Source organism: Nostoc cf. commune SO-36, from assembly GCF_023734775.1.
Lineage (GTDB): Bacteria > Cyanobacteriota > Cyanobacteriia > Cyanobacteriales > Nostocaceae > Nostoc > Nostoc commune_A.
This window is the reverse complement of record NZ_AP025733.1, coordinates 32903-49903: the sequence shown is the minus strand read 5'-3', so window position 1 is coordinate 49903 and position 17001 is coordinate 32903. Positions and strand designations below refer to the sequence as shown.

The 17001-nt window shown below is 40.8% G+C and carries 16 protein-coding genes and 3 pseudogenes; 9 read left to right on the top strand and 10 right to left on the bottom strand.

From position 1 onward, the window contains the following. Nucleotides 1-12: 12 nt before the first annotated feature. Nucleotides 13-390 (top strand): annotated as a pseudogene (locus tag ANSO36C_RS30930) (zinc-binding dehydrogenase); the annotation flags it as partial. Nucleotides 391-649: 259 nt separating this feature from the next. Here the strand turns inward: ANSO36C_RS30930 and ANSO36C_RS30925 are convergent. After that, complete coding sequence (locus ANSO36C_RS30925) at nt 650-2164, bottom strand: aldehyde dehydrogenase family protein (RefSeq protein ID WP_251960674.1); 1515 nt, start codon at nt 2162-2164, stop codon at nt 650-652. 969 nt (nt 2165-3133) lie between these two features. Between ANSO36C_RS30925 and ANSO36C_RS30920 the strand changes: the two genes are divergently transcribed. Continuing rightward, entirely contained in the window at nt 3134-3616 is a 483-nt protein-coding gene (locus tag ANSO36C_RS30920) for a hypothetical protein (protein ID WP_251960673.1), read from the top strand. On the opposite strand, the gene ANSO36C_RS30915 is transcribed toward ANSO36C_RS30920, so the two are convergent. Beyond that, the gene (locus ANSO36C_RS30915) at nt 3606-3770 is read right to left on the bottom strand and encodes a hypothetical protein (protein WP_251960672.1); all 165 of its coding nucleotides are present in this window, start codon (nt 3768-3770) and stop codon (nt 3606-3608) included. The two genes, ANSO36C_RS30920 and ANSO36C_RS30915, sit on opposite strands and share 11 nt — an antisense overlap. A gap of 52 nt (nt 3771-3822) precedes the next feature. Here ANSO36C_RS30915 and ANSO36C_RS30910 point away from each other — a divergent pair. Together ANSO36C_RS30910 and dinB are read left to right on the top strand one after the other, a co-directional pair. Next, a pseudogene (locus tag ANSO36C_RS30910) lies at nt 3823-4160 on the top strand (Rieske 2Fe-2S domain-containing protein); the annotation flags it as partial. Nucleotides 4161-4193: 33 nt separating this feature from the next. Further along, nucleotides 4194-5315: a DNA polymerase IV gene (dinB, locus tag ANSO36C_RS30905; RefSeq protein WP_267145380.1), complete on the top strand. Its 1122-nt coding sequence runs from the start codon at nt 4194-4196 to the stop codon at nt 5313-5315. On the opposite strand, the gene ANSO36C_RS30900 is transcribed toward dinB, so the two are convergent. Both ANSO36C_RS30900 and ANSO36C_RS30895 read right to left on the bottom strand, forming a co-directional pair. Beyond that, the gene (locus ANSO36C_RS30900) at nt 5286-5489 is read right to left on the bottom strand and encodes a CopG family transcriptional regulator (protein ID WP_251960671.1); all 204 of its coding nucleotides are present in this window, start codon (nt 5487-5489) and stop codon (nt 5286-5288) included. The genes dinB and ANSO36C_RS30900 overlap by 30 nt on opposite strands. A 359-nt stretch (nt 5490-5848) precedes the next feature. Next, nucleotides 5849-6136 carry a hypothetical protein gene (locus ANSO36C_RS30895; RefSeq protein WP_251960670.1) on the bottom strand — a complete coding sequence of 96 codons (288 nt, stop codon included), beginning with the start codon at nt 6134-6136 and terminating at the stop codon, nt 5849-5851. A 582-nt stretch (nt 6137-6718) separates the two neighbouring features. On the opposite strand from ANSO36C_RS30895, the gene ANSO36C_RS30890 reads away from it, so the two are divergent. After that, on the top strand, nt 6719-6979 hold the full coding sequence (locus ANSO36C_RS30890; protein WP_251960669.1) for a DUF7219 family protein: 261 nt from the start codon (nt 6719-6721) through the stop codon (nt 6977-6979). 245 nt (nt 6980-7224) lie between these two features. On the opposite strand, the gene ANSO36C_RS30885 is transcribed toward ANSO36C_RS30890, so the two are convergent. From ANSO36C_RS30885 to ANSO36C_RS30870, 4 genes are all read right to left on the bottom strand, one after another. After that, nucleotides 7225-7386 (bottom strand): hypothetical protein, encoded by a 162-nt coding sequence (locus ANSO36C_RS30885; protein WP_251960668.1) that lies wholly within the window; start codon nt 7384-7386, stop codon nt 7225-7227. A gap of 38 nt (nt 7387-7424) precedes the next feature. Further along, nucleotides 7425-8666 carry an ISL3 family transposase gene (locus ANSO36C_RS30880; protein ID WP_251960667.1) on the bottom strand — a complete coding sequence of 414 codons (1242 nt, stop codon included), beginning with the start codon at nt 8664-8666 and terminating at the stop codon, nt 7425-7427. Between the two features lie 567 nt (nt 8667-9233). After that, the gene (locus ANSO36C_RS30875) at nt 9234-10121 is read right to left on the bottom strand and encodes a DUF3574 domain-containing protein (protein WP_251960666.1); all 888 of its coding nucleotides are present in this window, start codon (nt 10119-10121) and stop codon (nt 9234-9236) included. A gap of 294 nt (nt 10122-10415) precedes the next feature. After that, nucleotides 10416-10922 (bottom strand): helix-turn-helix domain-containing protein, encoded by a 507-nt coding sequence (locus ANSO36C_RS30870; RefSeq protein WP_251960665.1) that lies wholly within the window; start codon nt 10920-10922, stop codon nt 10416-10418. 114 nt (nt 10923-11036) lie between these two features. Here ANSO36C_RS30870 and ANSO36C_RS30865 point away from each other — a divergent pair, with 114 nt between their 5' ends. Then, the gene (locus tag ANSO36C_RS30865; RefSeq protein WP_251960664.1) at nt 11037-11432 is read left to right on the top strand and encodes a hypothetical protein; all 396 of its coding nucleotides are present in this window, start codon (nt 11037-11039) and stop codon (nt 11430-11432) included. A 190-nt stretch (nt 11433-11622) separates the two neighbouring features. Here the strand turns inward: ANSO36C_RS30865 and ANSO36C_RS30860 are convergent, their stop codons facing one another. Further along, on the bottom strand, nt 11623-14706 hold the full coding sequence (locus ANSO36C_RS30860) for a calcium-binding protein (RefSeq protein WP_251960663.1): 3084 nt from the start codon (nt 14704-14706) through the stop codon (nt 11623-11625). Between the two features lie 400 nt (nt 14707-15106). On the opposite strand from ANSO36C_RS30860, the gene ANSO36C_RS30855 reads away from it, so the two are divergent. The 3 genes and pseudogenes from ANSO36C_RS30855 to ANSO36C_RS30845 all read left to right on the top strand — a co-directional run. After that, nucleotides 15107-15547 (top strand): helix-turn-helix domain-containing protein, encoded by a 441-nt coding sequence (locus ANSO36C_RS30855; RefSeq protein WP_251960662.1) that lies wholly within the window; start codon nt 15107-15109, stop codon nt 15545-15547. After that, nucleotides 15544-15744 (top strand): hypothetical protein, encoded by a 201-nt coding sequence (locus ANSO36C_RS30850; RefSeq protein WP_251960661.1) that lies wholly within the window; start codon nt 15544-15546, stop codon nt 15742-15744. The genes ANSO36C_RS30855 and ANSO36C_RS30850 overlap by 4 nt, the downstream gene beginning before the upstream one ends. A gap of 124 nt (nt 15745-15868) precedes the next feature. Further along, nucleotides 15869-16387: pseudogene (locus tag ANSO36C_RS30845) on the top strand (IS630 family transposase); the annotation flags it as partial. A 21-nt stretch (nt 16388-16408) separates the two neighbouring features. On the opposite strand, the gene ANSO36C_RS30840 reads toward ANSO36C_RS30845, so the two are convergent. Next, nucleotides 16409-16867, bottom strand: a complete 459-nt coding sequence (locus ANSO36C_RS30840) for a TniQ family protein (protein WP_251960660.1) — start codon at nt 16865-16867, stop codon at nt 16409-16411. Nucleotides 16868-17001 lie beyond the last annotated feature (134 nt).

The window sequence follows — 17001 nt, the reverse complement described above, 5'->3', positions numbered from 1 at the left end:
GAAAGAGAGCGACACGGGGTGGATATTTACTTTGACAATACAGCTGGCCCTATTTTAGAAGCGGTGTTGCAGCACATTAATCAAGGAGCAAGAATCCCATTGGTTGGTTTAATCTCACAGTATAATGCTGAAAATTCTCCTCCTGGCCCTAATTTAATGCCGCTGTTGGTTAAACGGGCGTTAATCAAAGGATTTCTTGTGGGTGATTACCAACATCGGCAGGCAGAGTTTGTCAAAGATGTTTCTGGGTGGTTGCAAGAAGGTAAGCTCAAGTACAAGGAAGATGTTGTACAGAAACTGGAAAACTCCCCGCACGCCTTCATCGGCTTACTACAAGGGAAAAACTTCGGCAAGCTGATTGTTCAAGTCAGTGACGATCCGACACGATAAGCATATTTTATGAACGAATTACAAGCAATTTTATAGCACAAGCCTTGGTGGTTAAGACATCAACAGACGATAAAACTTAGACACAAAAAGGCTTTTCACCCAGTCCCCAGTCCCCGTCCCTTGCTATAAAAAAATGGTGAAACCACCTTCCTTGCTACTGTCGTCAAAACAGCAGCTTGGAGTTATTGCCGCTGTTTTTAACGTAGAAGGTTCAGTGAGTGTTAAAGTTTGGTAAATTACTTCTACTGCTTGGGCTTAATCACAAGGGATAAGTGCGCGGAGCCTGCTGCACAGTAATCCAATGATCGGTGGTGAACTCCTCAATTGCCCAATCACCACCAAAACGTCCTATGCCACTATTTTTTTCGCCACCAAAGGGAGCATTCGCTAGGTCGTTTACTGTCTGATCGTTGATATGCGTCATCCCCGCTTGCATTGAGCGTGCAAAACGCAGCCCACGTCCCTCATCACGGGTAAATACGGCACTTGATAAGCCATACTCAGTATCATTCGCCACTTGTAATGCTTCTGCCTCATTGCGAACTTTGATGATGGAGGCGATAGGCCCAAACATCTCCTCACGTGCCACTGACATCTGATTGTTGACATCGACAAAGACGTGTGGCGGGAGCATTAGTCCATCCGGGTTGCCGCCGAGCAATTGACGGGCACTTTCTTGATGCGCCTTCTGAATATGCTTGATATGTGAATTCAACTGAGCTTCATTAATAATCGGGCCGATGTCAGTATCTGCCTGATTCGGGTCGCCTATCTTTAGATTACGGACGCGATCGACAAAGCGATTGACAAACTCATCATGCACCCGCTCATCAACAATTAGCCGATTAATACTCATGCAGATCTGACCTGAGTTTAAGAACTTACCAAACACAGCAGCCTTTACCGCCAGTTCCAGATCGGCATCGTCTAAAACCACCAGTGGATTGTTACCCCCAAGCTCAAGGGAAGCCCGTTTCATGATGGGGCTAGTCATTGTCAGTTCCCCAATATGTCGGCCTGCTTTTGTCGAGCCGGTAAAGGTAATCACACGTGGGATAGGGTGGCTCACAAATGCATCTCCAATCTCACTGGCTGATCCTGCCACAACGCTAAACACACCGGCAGGAAGTCCCGCTTCCTCAAATATCTTGGCAAAGATCAGACCACCTGTGACGGGAGTATTCGAGGGTGGTTTCAGCACTACCGCATTGCCTAGTGCAAGGGCGGGGGCAATCGAGCGATTGGCGAGGTTGAGGGCAAAGTCCCACGGACTGACTACAGCGACTACACCCACTGGACGGCGATAAACTCGGCTTTCTTTACCTGGAATATCAGAGGGAAGAATGCGCCCCTGGGCACCATAAGGAGCCGAAACAGCTTGTTCCATGACATCACGCGCTGCTTTCCATTCCAGCATTGCCTTCTTGCGCGGGCTACCTGCTTCCCGAATCGACCACGAAATCATTTCCTCACGACGGGCATCCATAATATCAGCTGCACGACGCATAATCAGCGATCGCTCACTCGGCAAAGCCTCTGCCCATGCCACTTGAGTACGCTGTGCTTCTTGATAAGCATCTTCTAAGTCTCGTTTGTCCGCCGCCGGAATTTCTATAATCACGTCTCGGGAGTATGGGTTGATGGGCTGCAATTTGTGTTCGGAACGGCCTGTAACCCAACGTCCGCCAATAAACAGGCGATCAAATCCTGTGTAGGGAACAGGTGATTTACTAGGATTTGAACTAGTTGTACGATTAGATTTTGTAGTTGTCATTGAAAAAACCTCGTTAGTTTCAGTTGGGGTATTATTTAAGCCATAATCTCTTGTGTTCTAGCTGTGATCGCTAAAAAATTGATCGTCCTAGTAGTCGGACAAGGAAACTTTGCGTTGTGGTCAGCAGAGGAGCAGAGGGGCAGGGGGGAAAGACTTACTGCAAGTTTCTCCCCTGCTCCCTTGCTTACCTCCACGTAGCAATTTTGGGTTGGTACACTACTAGCTTACTTCTCAACTTTTGAATAAATTTATTAACAAATCGGCAATGAAATACAAGTTGCACCCCTGCTGCCTCAACGATTTTCCCTTTACAAGCGTGCCATTCAGACATGGGGTAAAGCGCAGGCAATTTTAATCGCCGTTTTAAAATCTATCTGACATTTAATTGCGATTATGTTAATTACAAACCCTTCTAGCCTATGGTTTAGCTGGCTGTTTCAGCCTTTACCTTCAGGTAGATTTTGTTCTTGATTTTTATACTGCGTGCAATACGCAAACAAATGCTTGTAGGGAACTTTGAAGGAATTTTTAAGGCTTATTGTTTTTGCCAGACCTTTGAGAACAGGACGTTAATACATCAATTCAGCCTCGTAAATTGGCGAAGGCATTGCTTTGGTGAAGAATTTACCAATTATCTGGCAAAAAAGCAGCACCAAAGATGTTTTAAGTAAATCGGTAGAGCGATTGAGCTAACTCTCGTCAGTTTGATGGATGCCTCAAAGTGCTGAATCTGGTGAAATTGTTGGTCAAGAAAACGTCTAATTTAAAATTTGTAGAGTATTTATGATACAAACACCAATCATCCGTCAAATTTTATTAGATCCAGACACTGGATTGCTACCATATCTTAGTCAAAAACTTTAAACACAGAGTTTTTCCCATTTTAAGGCTCAGTTTGGTTTTCATGTAGACGAGTATTGTACGCAAGTTACCTCTAATGATGATTCTTCACAAATACAAACGAAACTTTTGTTTACTCTCAAGTTATCGATTGTTATAGATAGCCAAACTTCCTCAGAGGATGCGACGTTACACGCTCTTGAGTTTCAAGAATTGCTAGATGCAGAAATTATTAGATGGAGCCAGGACAACGAAAAACTGCTTAAACCAATCTCAGAAATTAAAGGGGCGCTCAGTCAACTATTAGAAATACCGTTCCACGGCGGTTATGTTCCAGGTTTTGAAATTATGAGGCAGTTTTCTCTAATTTATACTGCTGGCACTGCACAGTTAAGCCAGTCAGGTGATCAAACATTGGAGGCTCAATCTTCATTGTATATTCCAGGGGAACGCACTCCCATTAGCGGACAGTACGAAGTAATCAATTCTAATGGAAAAGGCACAGGGCTAGAGGTAACATCAACTGCTGGAAATCCGTTTCCTCCGACGAGTGAATCTGACCAATCATATCGGTTAGTTGACCCTACTCTTCACAAAAAGTCTAAAAAATAGCAATTAGTGTTGCTTTGGCAATCGGATTAACTATAGTTATGATGTCTAATTCCATATTGATATCGGCGGATACAGAGCTTCCGGCTATTATGCAATACAGTTTTCCTCTTGCCCCTTGACTAGGAAATGCGATCGCCATACAGCCAATGTTCATAATAGCTAAAATAAATCTTAGAGTGGGCAATAAAAGTCAATAAACATCAAAAATGCTTGAGAAAGAAGTTAATGTCAGAGATAGTTTTCACTCAAAACAGCCTGGGGGCGGCAGCGATCCAATAGTTTTGATTGTAAAGAGACATGGTATCCCATCCATTACCTACAGGACTTAGACAAATCAAAACCAACCCCTTTTACAGTGTTGGGAAGAGATATTGTAATTTGGTGGGATAAACTTGCCCAATCTTGGAGAAGCTTTGAAGACCAGTGTCCTCATCGTTTAGCACCGTTGTCTGAAGGCAGAATTAGTGACGATGGGCTTTTGGAATGTCCTTATCACGGTTGGGGTTTTTCTGGAGATGGAAATTGTCAAAGGATTCCTCAACAAGTCAATAGTGCGTAATAAACGAGACTGCTTGTGGTGGAGCTACCCTTGGGGCAAGAATCAGTTGCTACAACTAGAAAAATTATCCATGTAGATATGGACGCTTTCTACGCATCAGTAGAACAGCGAGATAACCCTAGCTACCGAGGTAAACCGTTAGTCGTCGGTGGCAGCCCGAATCAACGAGGCGTGGTTGCAGCCGCCAGTTATGAAGCGAGGAAGTTTGGCATTCATTCCGCGATGCCTTCCATAACCGCTTTTGCCAAATGCCCTGGACTTATCTTTGTCAGACCGAGATTCGACGTTTACCGAGATATTTCCACTTCAATCCACGCTATCTTTAAACGCTACAGTGATTTAGTGGAAGGAGTTGCACTAGATGAGGCATACCTTGATGTTACTGAGAATAGGCAAAACATCCCCTACGCTTCTACTATCGCAAGACACATCAAAACTGCAATTGTTCAGGAAACTCAGTTGACGGCAACCGCAGGTGTGTCGATTAACAAGTTTCTTGCAAAAATGGCATCAGGGCAGAACAAGCCCAATGGACTAACGGTTATTTTACCGGAGGATGCGATCGCCTTTGTAGAACAGCTAGCGATTGAAAAATTCCACGGTATAGGAGAAGTTACGGCGGCGAAGATGCATTCGCTCGGCATTCATACTGGCGCAGATTTGAAAGAGCGTTCGCCCTTGGAGTTAACACACCATTTTGGGAAAGCAGGGAATTATTACTATAAGATTGCCAGGGCAGAAGATGACCGCCCAGTTGAGGCGAATCGGGTTCGCAAGTCCATCGGTGCAGAAACCTCGTTTGCACAAGACTTAAGCGATATCAGTCAGATGTTGCAACAACTCGAACAGATTGCCCAAATTGTCGAGCAACGCTTAGAGCAGCACGAAACGCGAGGTCGCACGTTAACGTTAAAAGTCAAGTTTTCTGACTATCATCAGATAACCCGCAGTAAAACAATGCTTGCTCCAATTAGTGAACTCTCTACGATTTTTGAGATAGCTAAAGCACTGTTTGAGTCGATTGATTTGGAAAACCGCAGTATTAGGTTACTGGGCATTTCCTTGTCCAATTTGGATAACGCCAAACAAACCCAAGTAATTCAATTGCCATTATTTCAAAATGGGAACATCATATTTTAGCGTAGGTGTAGTCTGTTCAGACGCTGACAACTCCGTTATGGAGAGAGAGCGAATCAACTGCCGAATCACATCAGTTGCAGGTCTACCTGTCATTGCACAATATCGTTCAAGTTTTTCGCTTTCAACTGATGCAAGATTTATTGTGATTCGTTTGATAGCCCATTTTTTGTTCATGACTTGCCCTAATAATTAAATTTAATGAATTATCTAGACTTTAAATGCCTTGTGCAATACTTAACAAATATATAGATGTTAACCACAGCATACTTGCCGGAAAACTATTTTTAGCACATCCCTCACCAGAGTATTTACTTGCAGCCCAAAACTTCACTGATAAATCATTAGCTGTTATGCCAAATTATTAGTTAGATATCAAAACTAGGCTCGACAATAAAGCTCAAAAGCCCGAATCAGTGCTAAACCCATAAAAAATAACTAGTTAACGTTTATTTTTCTTGCCTAGTAAGGCTTTTATAGCTTTTTTGAAGGTAATTTAGCATGATATATTAATTTCTATTCAGCCAGAGCTTAATTTACCCGCAGAAATCATCAACCCTCAACTCGCGCCACACATCAGATGGTTGCCACCCAGAGTTGCCAATAGAGCGTAGGGGGCGATAGTGTTCTGAAATGTATTCGGATTCGGATTCGGAAACGTAGTCTTCAATGTACACAGGTGGATTTGGTTCAATCACTGTTTCAGAAATATTTTGGCTCTCAGGAATCTCAATGGGTTCAGTCGGTGGTGGGGTTAGTTCTGTTTTATTGCGGATTGGGTTAGAGGTTTTTTTGATGAGTAGTTTCACATCTATAGGAATCATTTGGCTCTTCACAAAGAACGGATATCCTAGAATACAAGTGCTGTATTAGCGAATCCGAGACATTTTGCCGAGTTCTTTCTCCTCTGCCCCTCCGCTCCTCTGCTCGATCAAACGCCTGAAGGTTGTGAGAAATGCGGGTGTAGCCCCTCAATTACCCCTTCAGAGGATAGTTACTCAAAACGACGATTTTTTCTTCTCTGCATACAAAGGCGAAAATGAGAAGTTGATTTCTCTTGGTTGCGTTGCGATCGCAGCCCTTGAGATCAGCAGGGGCAATGCACGAATATGATCTATGCTGTCAAGGGATATCAGGAGATAGCCGCAGTGATGAGAGTGGGTTTTGGAGCGATTGACCTCATGCAGTGCTTCATGCGATCGCTGTAGGCAAGATTTGCAGTACTTATCCAGAGGTATAAATAGTTGCTAAAGTATAAACTGAATGCTTGTAAAAAATGATTATAGTAAATTTATATACTATATTAATGTGAATAACTCAGTAAGTATTTTTGTGAAAGTGCTAAGGAGATAGTTGAAACTGGATTGACATTATTGGTGAAAACTTATTAGTAGGGAGGTGAGGTCATGAATCAGTCTCATGAGGAAGACAAAGATAAATTCATTTCCCCTCGTGGTCGCTACTACGGACAAGTTAAACCAGAAAACTTAGTGTTTAATGCTAACTTACAAGAATTTGCTCAAAAAGTTGGCATGATCACCAGTTTAGAAAGCAATGGTAAGCTTGAACCAGAAGATGCTTATCAGCAAATTAAGGAACTTTGGAAACAGCTAAAGCGCAGTAAGAAGGGACTGGGAATTGGTGAGGAGCCATTGGCAAAAGACTGAAGTTATTCTAATTTCGGGATAATCACCTCAAACCGCACTTTTAAGCGAAGAAACCTTTTTGTTATGCTCTATATACGCGGAAATAAACCTAATTTAATTAATGCCATTTCCTCACTACAAACTTAACACTAAAGTTATGATAATCTCCTTAATTAGCAGCCATCATAGAAAATCAAACTACTCTTCTTATTGATGAGCGAAGGTTTATAATATTCTATAAAGATGATTAAGAAAAATGATTAAACCTAAAAATTTGTATCGAAGAATTCTCCTCCCCAGAAAGTAACAGCAGACATCCCAATAATTAACCCACCCAAAAACAAACGTCGCTTAACTCTACCAGGGAGCATTTTGGGAATCTTGTTTGAGATCGGAGGTGCTAAAAGTTCTCTTTTGTTTTTGTTCATACAACCTCTGTTTTAAAATTCAGGTTCTTGCGTTACTTTTATGGAGAATTAATACTAAAGTGCCAATTTAATAAACTGCGTAGTCGAAAATTGCTAAAATTACGAAAGCCATATCCAAGTCTTTTAATTAACTTAAGTTTATTATTAATTCCTTCAACAGTACCACTCGTAGTTCTACCATCGAAATAACCGACTATTTCACCAAACCATCTAATCATTGTACCTATACTTTTCGGAAAATATAAAAGTGCATCGTGCATCCAATCTAATAATTTAATTATGCTATCTCCCCAAGATTTGCAAGATTCAAATACATCTCTGAATTCTTCTTTCAGCCTATGCATTTTAGCAAGAATTGGTGAAACTTCTTGGGCTGCCTTTAATTTCTCTTTTTGCTTTTCATTTAAAGAATCTTCATTTTTAATGAAGCTATATTTACTTTTATTCAATCCTTCTAATATTCTGTCTCTTTCGGATTTATTTTCTAGCGATATTGCTGCCTTCTTCTCGGCTTTACGCATTGTATCTAATTCATCATTTACTTGTTTCATAACGTGAAATCTATCAGCAGTTATGTTAGCATTGGGCATTAATTCTTCTACTAAAGTTTTATAAGGAGACCAGAGATCAATGCTCACTTCAATGATTTCTTCAAGCACCTGAACTCCCCATTTGATAAGGACTTCACGTAGTTCTTCTATCCGCCTTGATTTGACTATTTCTATAGGTTTATGAGTATCTAAATCTACTAATACTGCTAAGTAATTCCCTTGTCCTTTAACTAGAGCAATTTCATCTATACCTAATCTTTTTATTTGAGTTAAGTTTATGTTTAATATTTGCGATACTTGCCCTTTTAACATTGATTCAACTTCTTCATCACTTAAGTCATTCCTTTTCGCTACACTATGAATGTTGCTATCTAATACTTGTTGTACTATGTCTTGGGCTAATCTCTTAGTATATCCTTTGTTTTTATCGACAAAATCTAGTTTTTCGCTAAATACTTTTTTACAATTGTTACATTTGAATTGGCGACGATTTATTTTTAATAACACTGTTTGCTCACTCCAAGATAAATCATGAATCATCCTCCAATGATTTTGATGTATACTGCGAGTAATTTGCCTACACGAAGGACAAGCAGAATAGTTGACATATTTCTCTATTGTTATAACTATTCCTATGCCTTCAATTTCTTCTCTGCGAGACGCTACGCGAAGACAGTCTAACACTTTCATCTCTGGCAGATTCAGGATTTGCTCTACAGGAAATTTCATAGCACTCGCTAAAATTTTTGCTTTTTATAAATAAGATTATATAATCTACTGTGTTTAAACATATTTAAAAACCTGTAAATTCTTAACTACACAGAACTCTGGGCTTCAAAAATCAAAATTATTACTCATTGAAATGTAATTATTTTAATTTTTACCATAAAAATAACGCAAGAGCCCGTAATCTTTGCTTTAAGTAATAGCTACTTGAAAAGCAAAGATGCTTAAAATGAGCTTTGTTGCTAAGGAAAGGCAGCAAATATAAGCTTGTTTTTACAAATGAAAACAAGCTTATATATTCACTGTTCCTGATTCTGCTTCAGTTTGAAGGCTATGCTTTAACGTTTATTTACCGATGACTTAAATTCAAGTTATGTTCGTGAAATCTTAAAAATGCTTCCGGAAATGCCTGAGCCTATTTTACTAACCCAGATTTTTGCCAAGCTTACTTCTTTAGGACGTATTCATAACGTTTCCACAGGCGTTGAACCCTCGTAAATTGGCAAAGGTATTGATTAATAAAAAATTGGGTATTTTAACTGATTGATAAAGGTGCTTTATCTTAATCTCTTACCGATGCTTATGCTCTTTCTTTTTCAATCTGCAAGCGACGATCAAAGTGCTAAATAGAAGCGCTCCAGTAACAGAAGAAGGTTCTGGAACAGGCTCAGACTCTACAAAACGCACACGGATATCTTCATCAACAACTGTCAAGACGCTTTCTTGACTAAACTGTTGAAGGTAAGCTTCAATAATTTGGTTAATAGAAGTTTCGTTATCCAGAGTATCTTCAAAGATAAGGCTGATAACCTTTGAGGGTTCTTCAATAATGATTCCGGTACTGTCTTGAAATTGCCCATTGGCATCAAAAATTGTTAGACCACTTGGGAAACGAGGGGTAATCACACTGTCAACAAACGCTTGAAACTCGCTCTGAGATACTTCGCCGTCCCCAGGAATGTTACGCCCAAAAAATAAATCCGTTTGGATGAGCTTTGGAACTGAACTATTGTTAAATAAATCCTCACCTAAATCGAAGCTAACTGCAAGCTCGTCAAAGTTTGCCACTTGCAAAACACTTTCCTGATTGAACTGCTTACGGTATGCCCTAACAATCTCGCTGATAGAAACTTCGTTTGTTGGAGTGTTTTCTCGGAAAAGGGTAACAACTTTGGCAGGTTCTTCGATGAGTTTTCCTGTACTATGTTGAAATTGCCCATTGGCATCAAAAATTGTTAGACCACTTGGGAAACGAGGGGTAATTACACCATTAACAAAAGCCTGAAACTCTTTCTGGGATACCTCTTGACCTCCGGCAATATTACGTCCAAAAAACAAATCTTCCTGAATTAGGGAAAATGCTTTAGCTTTAGGTAAATCTACCATGAACGCCAGAGAAAGGGCGGTACTAGTGGCCAGAGCGGTAGTAATCTTGTTGAAAATATTTTTTTTAGACATAGTTGTAATGCTTCTGAGCGAACAAACTAAATCCTAAGATTTAGCTCATGTTAGGTACTGAATAAATGTGAATACCTTTTTGCACTACAATGAAAATACTCTACATAGCAAAAAAAACTAGTGTTTGTGCTGAAGTTCATCAAATCTTTAAAATAAAATTTATAGTTTGCTCATTTTTAGCCTGTACTGCTCCCTCAAAACACGGTTGCAATGGCGATCGCAAAAGCTCAAGATTCCCCTATCGCTGCCCCCGATTTTTATATTGTGGTAAAACGATGGCAGCATATTGGCTAATTAGTTGAAGGTCGTGACCAAGGTTTTTTTAAAAGCCTCAAGTTTCTCTTTGTCCTGTTTTCGGTTGCATGGACGTGGTACTTTTAACTTTGCTTTGAGCCTGTAACGAGTCAAATAATGTACAGTTGCGTACTCGGCTTGCACACCTAAGGTCGAATCTAACCACTGTTGAATTTGTGTATACCGTTGAAACCCACTTTCTGCTTGTTCGAGTTGTTTTTTCAGACTCGATACTGCCCAATCTGGTATTACCCTTGTTCGACCTGAACTCGTCCCAAATTCAACAACTGCCTCGATTCCTCGTTTTCGATAATCTGCCAACCATCGATGTATTGTACCCCGATGTTTTCCCAATATTTTAGCGATCGCACATACGTTCATGCCTTGGGCTTTAATCAGATAGAGTGCTTGTAAGCGTTCTTTGAGTCGAGCATTTTTCTGTTGCCGAACTAACCCCTCTAGCTCCTCGACGCTTTCTTCGATATCGATATTCACTACCCCTGCCATTGCCCACCTTGAATTATACCTATCCTACATTTACCATTTGTCGCATTCTTTTTTCAAATTGGTATTAAATATAAAAAGCGATTATTTGACCCATTTATTACTTTGTGGGCATTTTTGTCGCAAGTTTTGGATAGTGATAAAACTTGTCATAATGCTGTGAGTAAAATAATTGCTCATTTAGCAGATTCAGATGTAGAAATTCCTTCTCTTCGAGACGCTCCGCGAACATCAGATACGAGTGCTTACTGTCAAGCTAGGGCGAGATTCCCAGAAAAGTTATTAGAAAAACTTTTCAATCATTCAGCACAAAGCTTAGAAGAGAAAGTGAACCAAGAAAATTTATGGTGTGGTCGAAACGTAAAAGTAATAGATGGCTCTACTGTATCTATGCCAGACACAGTAGAGAACCAAAAAGAATATCCTCAACCTAACACTCAAAAATCAGGATGTGGGTTCCCAATTGCCAAAATTGGTGTGATATTCAGTTTAACAACTCAAGATAAGGGCTGAAGTCCTCACTACAAACAAAAAACTTTTATTTTTTGTGACACATGCGTAAGTCCTAAGTAGGTGGGGGAAATCAAACGTAGGATGGGTTAGCGATAGCGTAACCCCTACGGATGTTAGGTTTCGTGCCTAAACCCAACCTACATAGGTCTTATATTTAATTAGTCCCGCCTACTTAGAACGCTAATCACAATTAAACGACCACAAAGTTGTTTTTGGTTAGTGTCACATTGCCCAAAAGTTGTGCAAATTTTACCTGAGTAAATTCACTTGCACTACCATCTGCATCAAAGTACAATGCGCCCGTAATATTGTCATAGATAAATCGTTGATTACTTGTCGTTGCAGATGTTCCGATTGTAAACTGATTAGCAAAAAGTGAACCTATTGATAACCTTGCAGATGTTCCGGTAAACTGACTAGCTAATGATAACTCCTCATCAAAACCAGCAGCCGATACCTGAATTAGTTCATTGGTGGCGTTGAAGTCATAAATAGTATCAACACTTCCATAGTAACTATTGAAAACAAAGGTATCAGTACCAGTTCCTCCATAGAGACTATCATTACCCCGGCCACCTCTGAGGATATCATTACCGTCATCTCCAGAGAGTAGGTTATTGCCTGAATAGACAGCAGCACTCAAGCTATCATTACCTGCACCGCCAATAATGGTATCATTGTCATAGTTACTATACCCCCCAAAGAGCGTATCGTTGCCATTGCTCCCCACAATATTGTCATTGTACTCTGTACCTGAGATATTTAATCGTTCGATATTCTTGTAGCTAACGCTATTCGTGCCCGCCGTCATTGAGCCAATGTTAGTAGTGGCATTGAATGTCGTTGTGATTCCTCCGTTAGCACCGTTAAAATTGACGGAGTACAAATCTTCACCCTTACCCCCATCTATCGTATCATTGCCACTGCTACCACCATTGGAATCATCATTGTTCCCGGAGAGCGTATCGTTGCCATCGTTCCCTACAATGTTGTCATCGTACTGTGAACCTGAAATATTTAATCGTTCGATATTCTTGTAGGTAACGCTATTCGTGCCCGCCGTAATTGAGCCAATGTTAGTAGTGGCATTGAATGTGGTTGTGATTCCTCCGCTAGCAAACCTGTAATTGCCGGACAACACATCGTCACCCTTACCGCCATCTATCGTATCATTGCCACTACCGCCTGTGGAGAGGGTATCGTTGCCACCGTTCCCCACAATAAAATCATCGTACTGTGTACCTGAAATATTTAATCGTTCGATATTCTTGTAGGTAACGCTATTCGTGCCTGCCGTAATTGAGCCAATGTTAGTAGTGGCATTGAATGTGGTTGCGATTCCTCCGGTAACATAATAGGTGTCGTAATCGACGGACAACAAATCGTCACCCTTACCCCCATCCATCGTATCTTTACCACCATAGCCCGTAGAAAGCGTATCGTTGCCATTGCTCCCCACAATGTTGTCATTGTACTCTGTACCTGAGATATTTAATTGTTCGATATTCTTGTAGGTAACGCTATTCGTGCCCGCCGTCATTGAGGCAATGTTAGTAGTGGCATTGAATGTGGTTGTGATTCCTCCGGTAGCATAATAGTTAAAAATGACGGACAACACATCGTCACCCTTACCCCCATCTACCGTTTGTGTAATTAAATCAGAGGCGGCAGAAGGTTCGGATAAGAAGTTTAGATAGAAGGAATCATTACCATCGCCCCCAGAGAGTAGGTTATCGCCTGTCGAACCCCTAGCATCCAAGGAATCATTACCAGCGCCACCGTTAAGGGTGTTATTGCCTAAGGAGCGATAGTCGTAGTAGAAGTCGCTAGCTTGATTCTCATAGCCAGAGATGTCAAGAAAATCATTGCCATCGCCCCCAGAGAGCAGGTTATCGCCTCTTGAACCGCCAGCACGCAAGGTATCGTCACTAGCGCCACCGTTGAGGGTGTTATTACCAGATGAGACAGAGTTGCTGGAAGAGGAGAAGTAGTATCCGCTACCTCTATACTCATAGCCAGAGATGTCAAGAAAATCATTGCCATCGCCCCCAGAGAGCAGGTTATCGCCTTTTGAACCACTAGCACTCAAGGTATCTTTCCCTGCACCACCATTGAGGGTATTATTACCTAACAAAAGAAGGTCATCTTTTTGTGGGCCGTAGAACGAGCCGGACTCATACTGGTAGCCAGAGGCAAAGAGAAAATCATTGCCATCGCCCCCAGAGAGCAAATTATCGCCTAGTAAAGAGTCAACGTTCAAGGTATCATTACCAGCACCACCGTTGAGAGTATTATTGCCCGCGCTACCCCTCAAAAGGTCGTTGCCACTCTTGCCATCAATGATGTCATCACCCCCCTGACCATTGATGACATCATCTGAGTTGTCAAAGCCCTTAACATTATTGTCGAGGTCATTAAGAAAAGTAACAGTGTTCAAGTTGAAGATAGTGCTTTGAGTGGAGTTGGCATTGAAGACATCAAAGCTGTCTGTGATGGTAGTTTGCCCATTAAACAAAATATTGCCCAAGTCTACAGCGGCTCCTGTAGATTTGCTCAAGTTTTCCAGGTTTTCCAGGGCAAAGTTTTCCAGGATGAGTTTGTTAGGCCCATACACCCCAGAAAAGCTGATTTCCAGATTCTTGCCATTCTGGGTCAACAGTAGATTTTTGGCAGTGAAGCCTGCACGTTGAAATGTTAGGGTGTCCACTTCGGCAATGACTGCTGCTGTCGGGTTTGTTCCTTTTCCTACGCCACCGAAATCAGTGATATTATTATTGTTGTAGGAGAAAGAGGTGTAAACAAATTTATCCTTGCCACCGCCACCTATGAAGATATCCTTGCCATCGCCATCTGTAAAGATATCATCGCCATTACCACCGTTAAGGGTATTATTACCAAAAGCGCCAGAGGCAAAAAGAGAATCATTGCCATCGCCCCCAGAAAGCAGGTTATCAGCTGATGAATTGCTAGCATTCAAGGTATCGTCACCTACACCACCGTTGAGGGTGTTTTTGTCACGTTGTTCCTGGAAGTAGTCCTGTGGTTCGGGAGGGGATTTAGAGACAGAGAGAGAATCATTGCCATCGCCCCCATTCAGTAACTTATTGCCTGATGAATCGCTAGCACTCAAGGTATCGTCACCAGCACCACCAATGAGAGTATCATTTCCTGCACCACTTCTCAAAAGGTCGTTACCTGCTTTACCATTGATCGTGTCCGCGCTGTCGCTGCCCATTAGAGTATCATTACCGTTGGTTCCAATGATATTTGCCATAATTTTTACCTACCTAAATCGATTTGTTCAGTAACTTAACTTCAGAGGTTGTTTGAAAAGTAGTTGGCTGTGATTATTAATCACAGGAATTTTTAGGACTGATTGTTTTTGCCAAGCATCAGAGAAATGGGAGTTAATGGTTAAAGCATCATCATCTCACCCTCTAAATTGGCGAAGGTATTGACACTACTACAGACTTTTCAAACATCCTCTCAGTTATTAATCAGTTATTAAGTTGATATTTATGCAGTTTTCAGGCACAATAAATTACCAAAATTTGATGTTTTCTGCATCCTTTATATGTCATATTTGAGCATTTGATGCCCTCCTAGTAGTCTGCCAAGGGAACTTTGCTAAGTAAAACCTCTAATTAGTAAAATAGCCAAAAACGAGGTGTAACATGGCGAAAAAGTACATTGTTGACTTGGATGAAGATGAAGTTTCTCAATTGCAATCGATAATAAAAAAAGGTAAGCACAAAGCAAGAACCATAACCCGTGCAAACATTCTTCTAATGGCTTCTGAAGGAGAAACGGATCAAGCGATCGCTGGCATAGTTAGAGCGCATGTTGCGACAGTGCAACGTATACGAGAAAAATTTGTCGTTGGGGGGTTAGATTTTGCTTTAAAGGATGAAGTTCATCCACCAAAACCTAAAAAGTTAGATGGAAAACAAGAAGCATTTTTGATTGCAACTGCTTGTTCTAATCCACCAGTTGGAAGAGTACGTTGGACAATGCAATTATTAGCAGATCATTTAGTGAACGTTGGTATCATAGATTCAATTTCAGATGAAACAGTACGTCAGACTTTAAAAAAAACGAAATTAAACCTTGGTTGAAAGAACAGTGGTGTATTCCTGAAGTAAATGCTGAATATGTTTTCCGAATGGAAGATGTACTGGATTTGTACAATGAGCCTTACGATCCTAAACGCCCCGTACTCTGCTTTGATGAACGCCCATATCAATTAGTAGAAGAAGTAAGACTTCCTGGTTCTTCGGTTATTTTTATGGAGAATACGGTTCAAGATCGTTGAAAGCCTTATCCTATAAGGATTTTATTCAGAATAATTCCATGATCCTTTATAATCCTTGCCTAGTAAGGGTTCTGTCACGATAAATCGTCAATCACCATAAAAGTAACGCAAGAACCGACTTCCTTTACCACCAGAGCCAGAGCAACCTGAACGTTATGATTTCGAGTATAAACGTAACGGGACAGTAAATTTATTCGCGTGTTTTCAACCCTTAGCAGGCTGGCGGCATATTGAAGTTACACAGCGTCGCACAAAAGTAGACTTTGCTCTTCAAATGAAAAAGTTAGTAGATGTTGATTACCGAGATGCTGATGTGCTTCTTTTAGTAGTAGATAACCTTAATATTCATACCCCAAGTGCGTTATACGAAGTTTTTCAACCAGAAGAAGCACGCCGAATTATTCAAAAGTTAGAGTTTCACTATACTCCTAAACACGCTTCTTGGCTGAATCAAGTAGAAATCGAATTATCTGTTTTATCTCGCCAATGTTTAGAACGGCGTATTCCTAATGCAGAAACATTAACTTCTGAAATTGCCGCTTGGGAGAAACAACGTAATCAACAAAAAGCCAGCGTTTATTGGGGTTTTCAAACCAAAGATGCTCGTCGCAAAATGCAGCGTTTATATCCAAATTTAACCTAGCAAAGTTACCTTGGCAGACTACTAGGTACGCCAACTGGTGTAACACAATGGACACCAAGCTTGATACAAGCGCAGAAAACTAAACTCAAAGGTCAAACTTGCCCACTTTAGGGGTGACAAATTAGCTAAATCTCGACGTAAAGTTAACTCTTCAAGAACCTGAATTAGAGTTGTAGCAAAAATACCTCTGATTTCATTTGCAGCTGCTAAAGAGTGGTGAATTCCAAAAAAATTATTAATGATGTCTATGGGACTTGTCCGAGACATTTTTTGCCCCATCAAGGGAAGAACCTGAGACAAAATTAATTGTTCGGTAGTAGTAAAATGATGTTCAGCAAGACGAGCTACATACCCGCTCAAGCTTTCTACGTAGATTGTACCAATGCCAATAGGTTCTAAAGGGAACAACCGACTACGTTGTGGAATAACTGGTTTTTCTAAGTTCCACAACTTTTCACTAGTATAATGATTAACTAACATCTAGATTAATGCCTACAGTATCTCTTTTAGCAAGACGCTTTCCGACACGGCCCCTTTTCAAACCTGCTGAATGCAAGTTGTATACTTTTGTAAAGATTTCATAGGAATTCGCGTAAAGCTATCTATTTGATACT

Bases quoted from the DNA above. Each gene is read 5' to 3' on its own strand.
- ANSO36C_RS30925 (WP_251960674.1), bottom strand. From the start codon at position 2,164: ATGACAACTACAAAATCTAATCGTACAACTAGTTCAAATCCTAGTAAA.
- ANSO36C_RS30915 (WP_251960672.1), bottom strand. From the start codon at position 3,770: ATGAACATTGGCTGTATGGCGATCGCATTTCCTAGTCAAGGGGCAAGA.
- ANSO36C_RS30900 (WP_251960671.1), bottom strand. From the start codon at position 5,489: ATGAACAAAAAATGGGCTATCAAACGAATCACAATAAATCTTGCATCA.
- ANSO36C_RS30895 (WP_251960670.1), bottom strand. From the start codon at position 6,136: ATGATTCCTATAGATGTGAAACTACTCATCAAAAAAACCTCTAACCCA.
- ANSO36C_RS30890 (WP_251960669.1), top strand. From the start codon at position 6,719: ATGAATCAGTCTCATGAGGAAGACAAAGATAAATTCATTTCCCCTCGT.
- ANSO36C_RS30885 (WP_251960668.1), bottom strand. From the start codon at position 7,386: ATGAACAAAAACAAAAGAGAACTTTTAGCACCTCCGATCTCAAACAAG.
- ANSO36C_RS30880 (WP_251960667.1), bottom strand. From the start codon at position 8,666: ATGAAATTTCCTGTAGAGCAAATCCTGAATCTGCCAGAGATGAAAGTG.
- ANSO36C_RS30875 (WP_251960666.1), bottom strand. From the start codon at position 10,121: ATGTCTAAAAAAAATATTTTCAACAAGATTACTACCGCTCTGGCCACT.
- ANSO36C_RS30870 (WP_251960665.1), bottom strand. From the start codon at position 10,922: ATGGCAGGGGTAGTGAATATCGATATCGAAGAAAGCGTCGAGGAGCTA.
- ANSO36C_RS30860 (WP_251960663.1), bottom strand. From the start codon at position 14,706: ATGGCAAATATCATTGGAACCAACGGTAATGATACTCTAATGGGCAGC.
- ANSO36C_RS30855 (WP_251960662.1), top strand. From the start codon at position 15,107: ATGGCGAAAAAGTACATTGTTGACTTGGATGAAGATGAAGTTTCTCAA.
- ANSO36C_RS30840 (WP_251960660.1), bottom strand. From the start codon at position 16,867: ATGTTAGTTAATCATTATACTAGTGAAAAGTTGTGGAACTTAGAAAAA.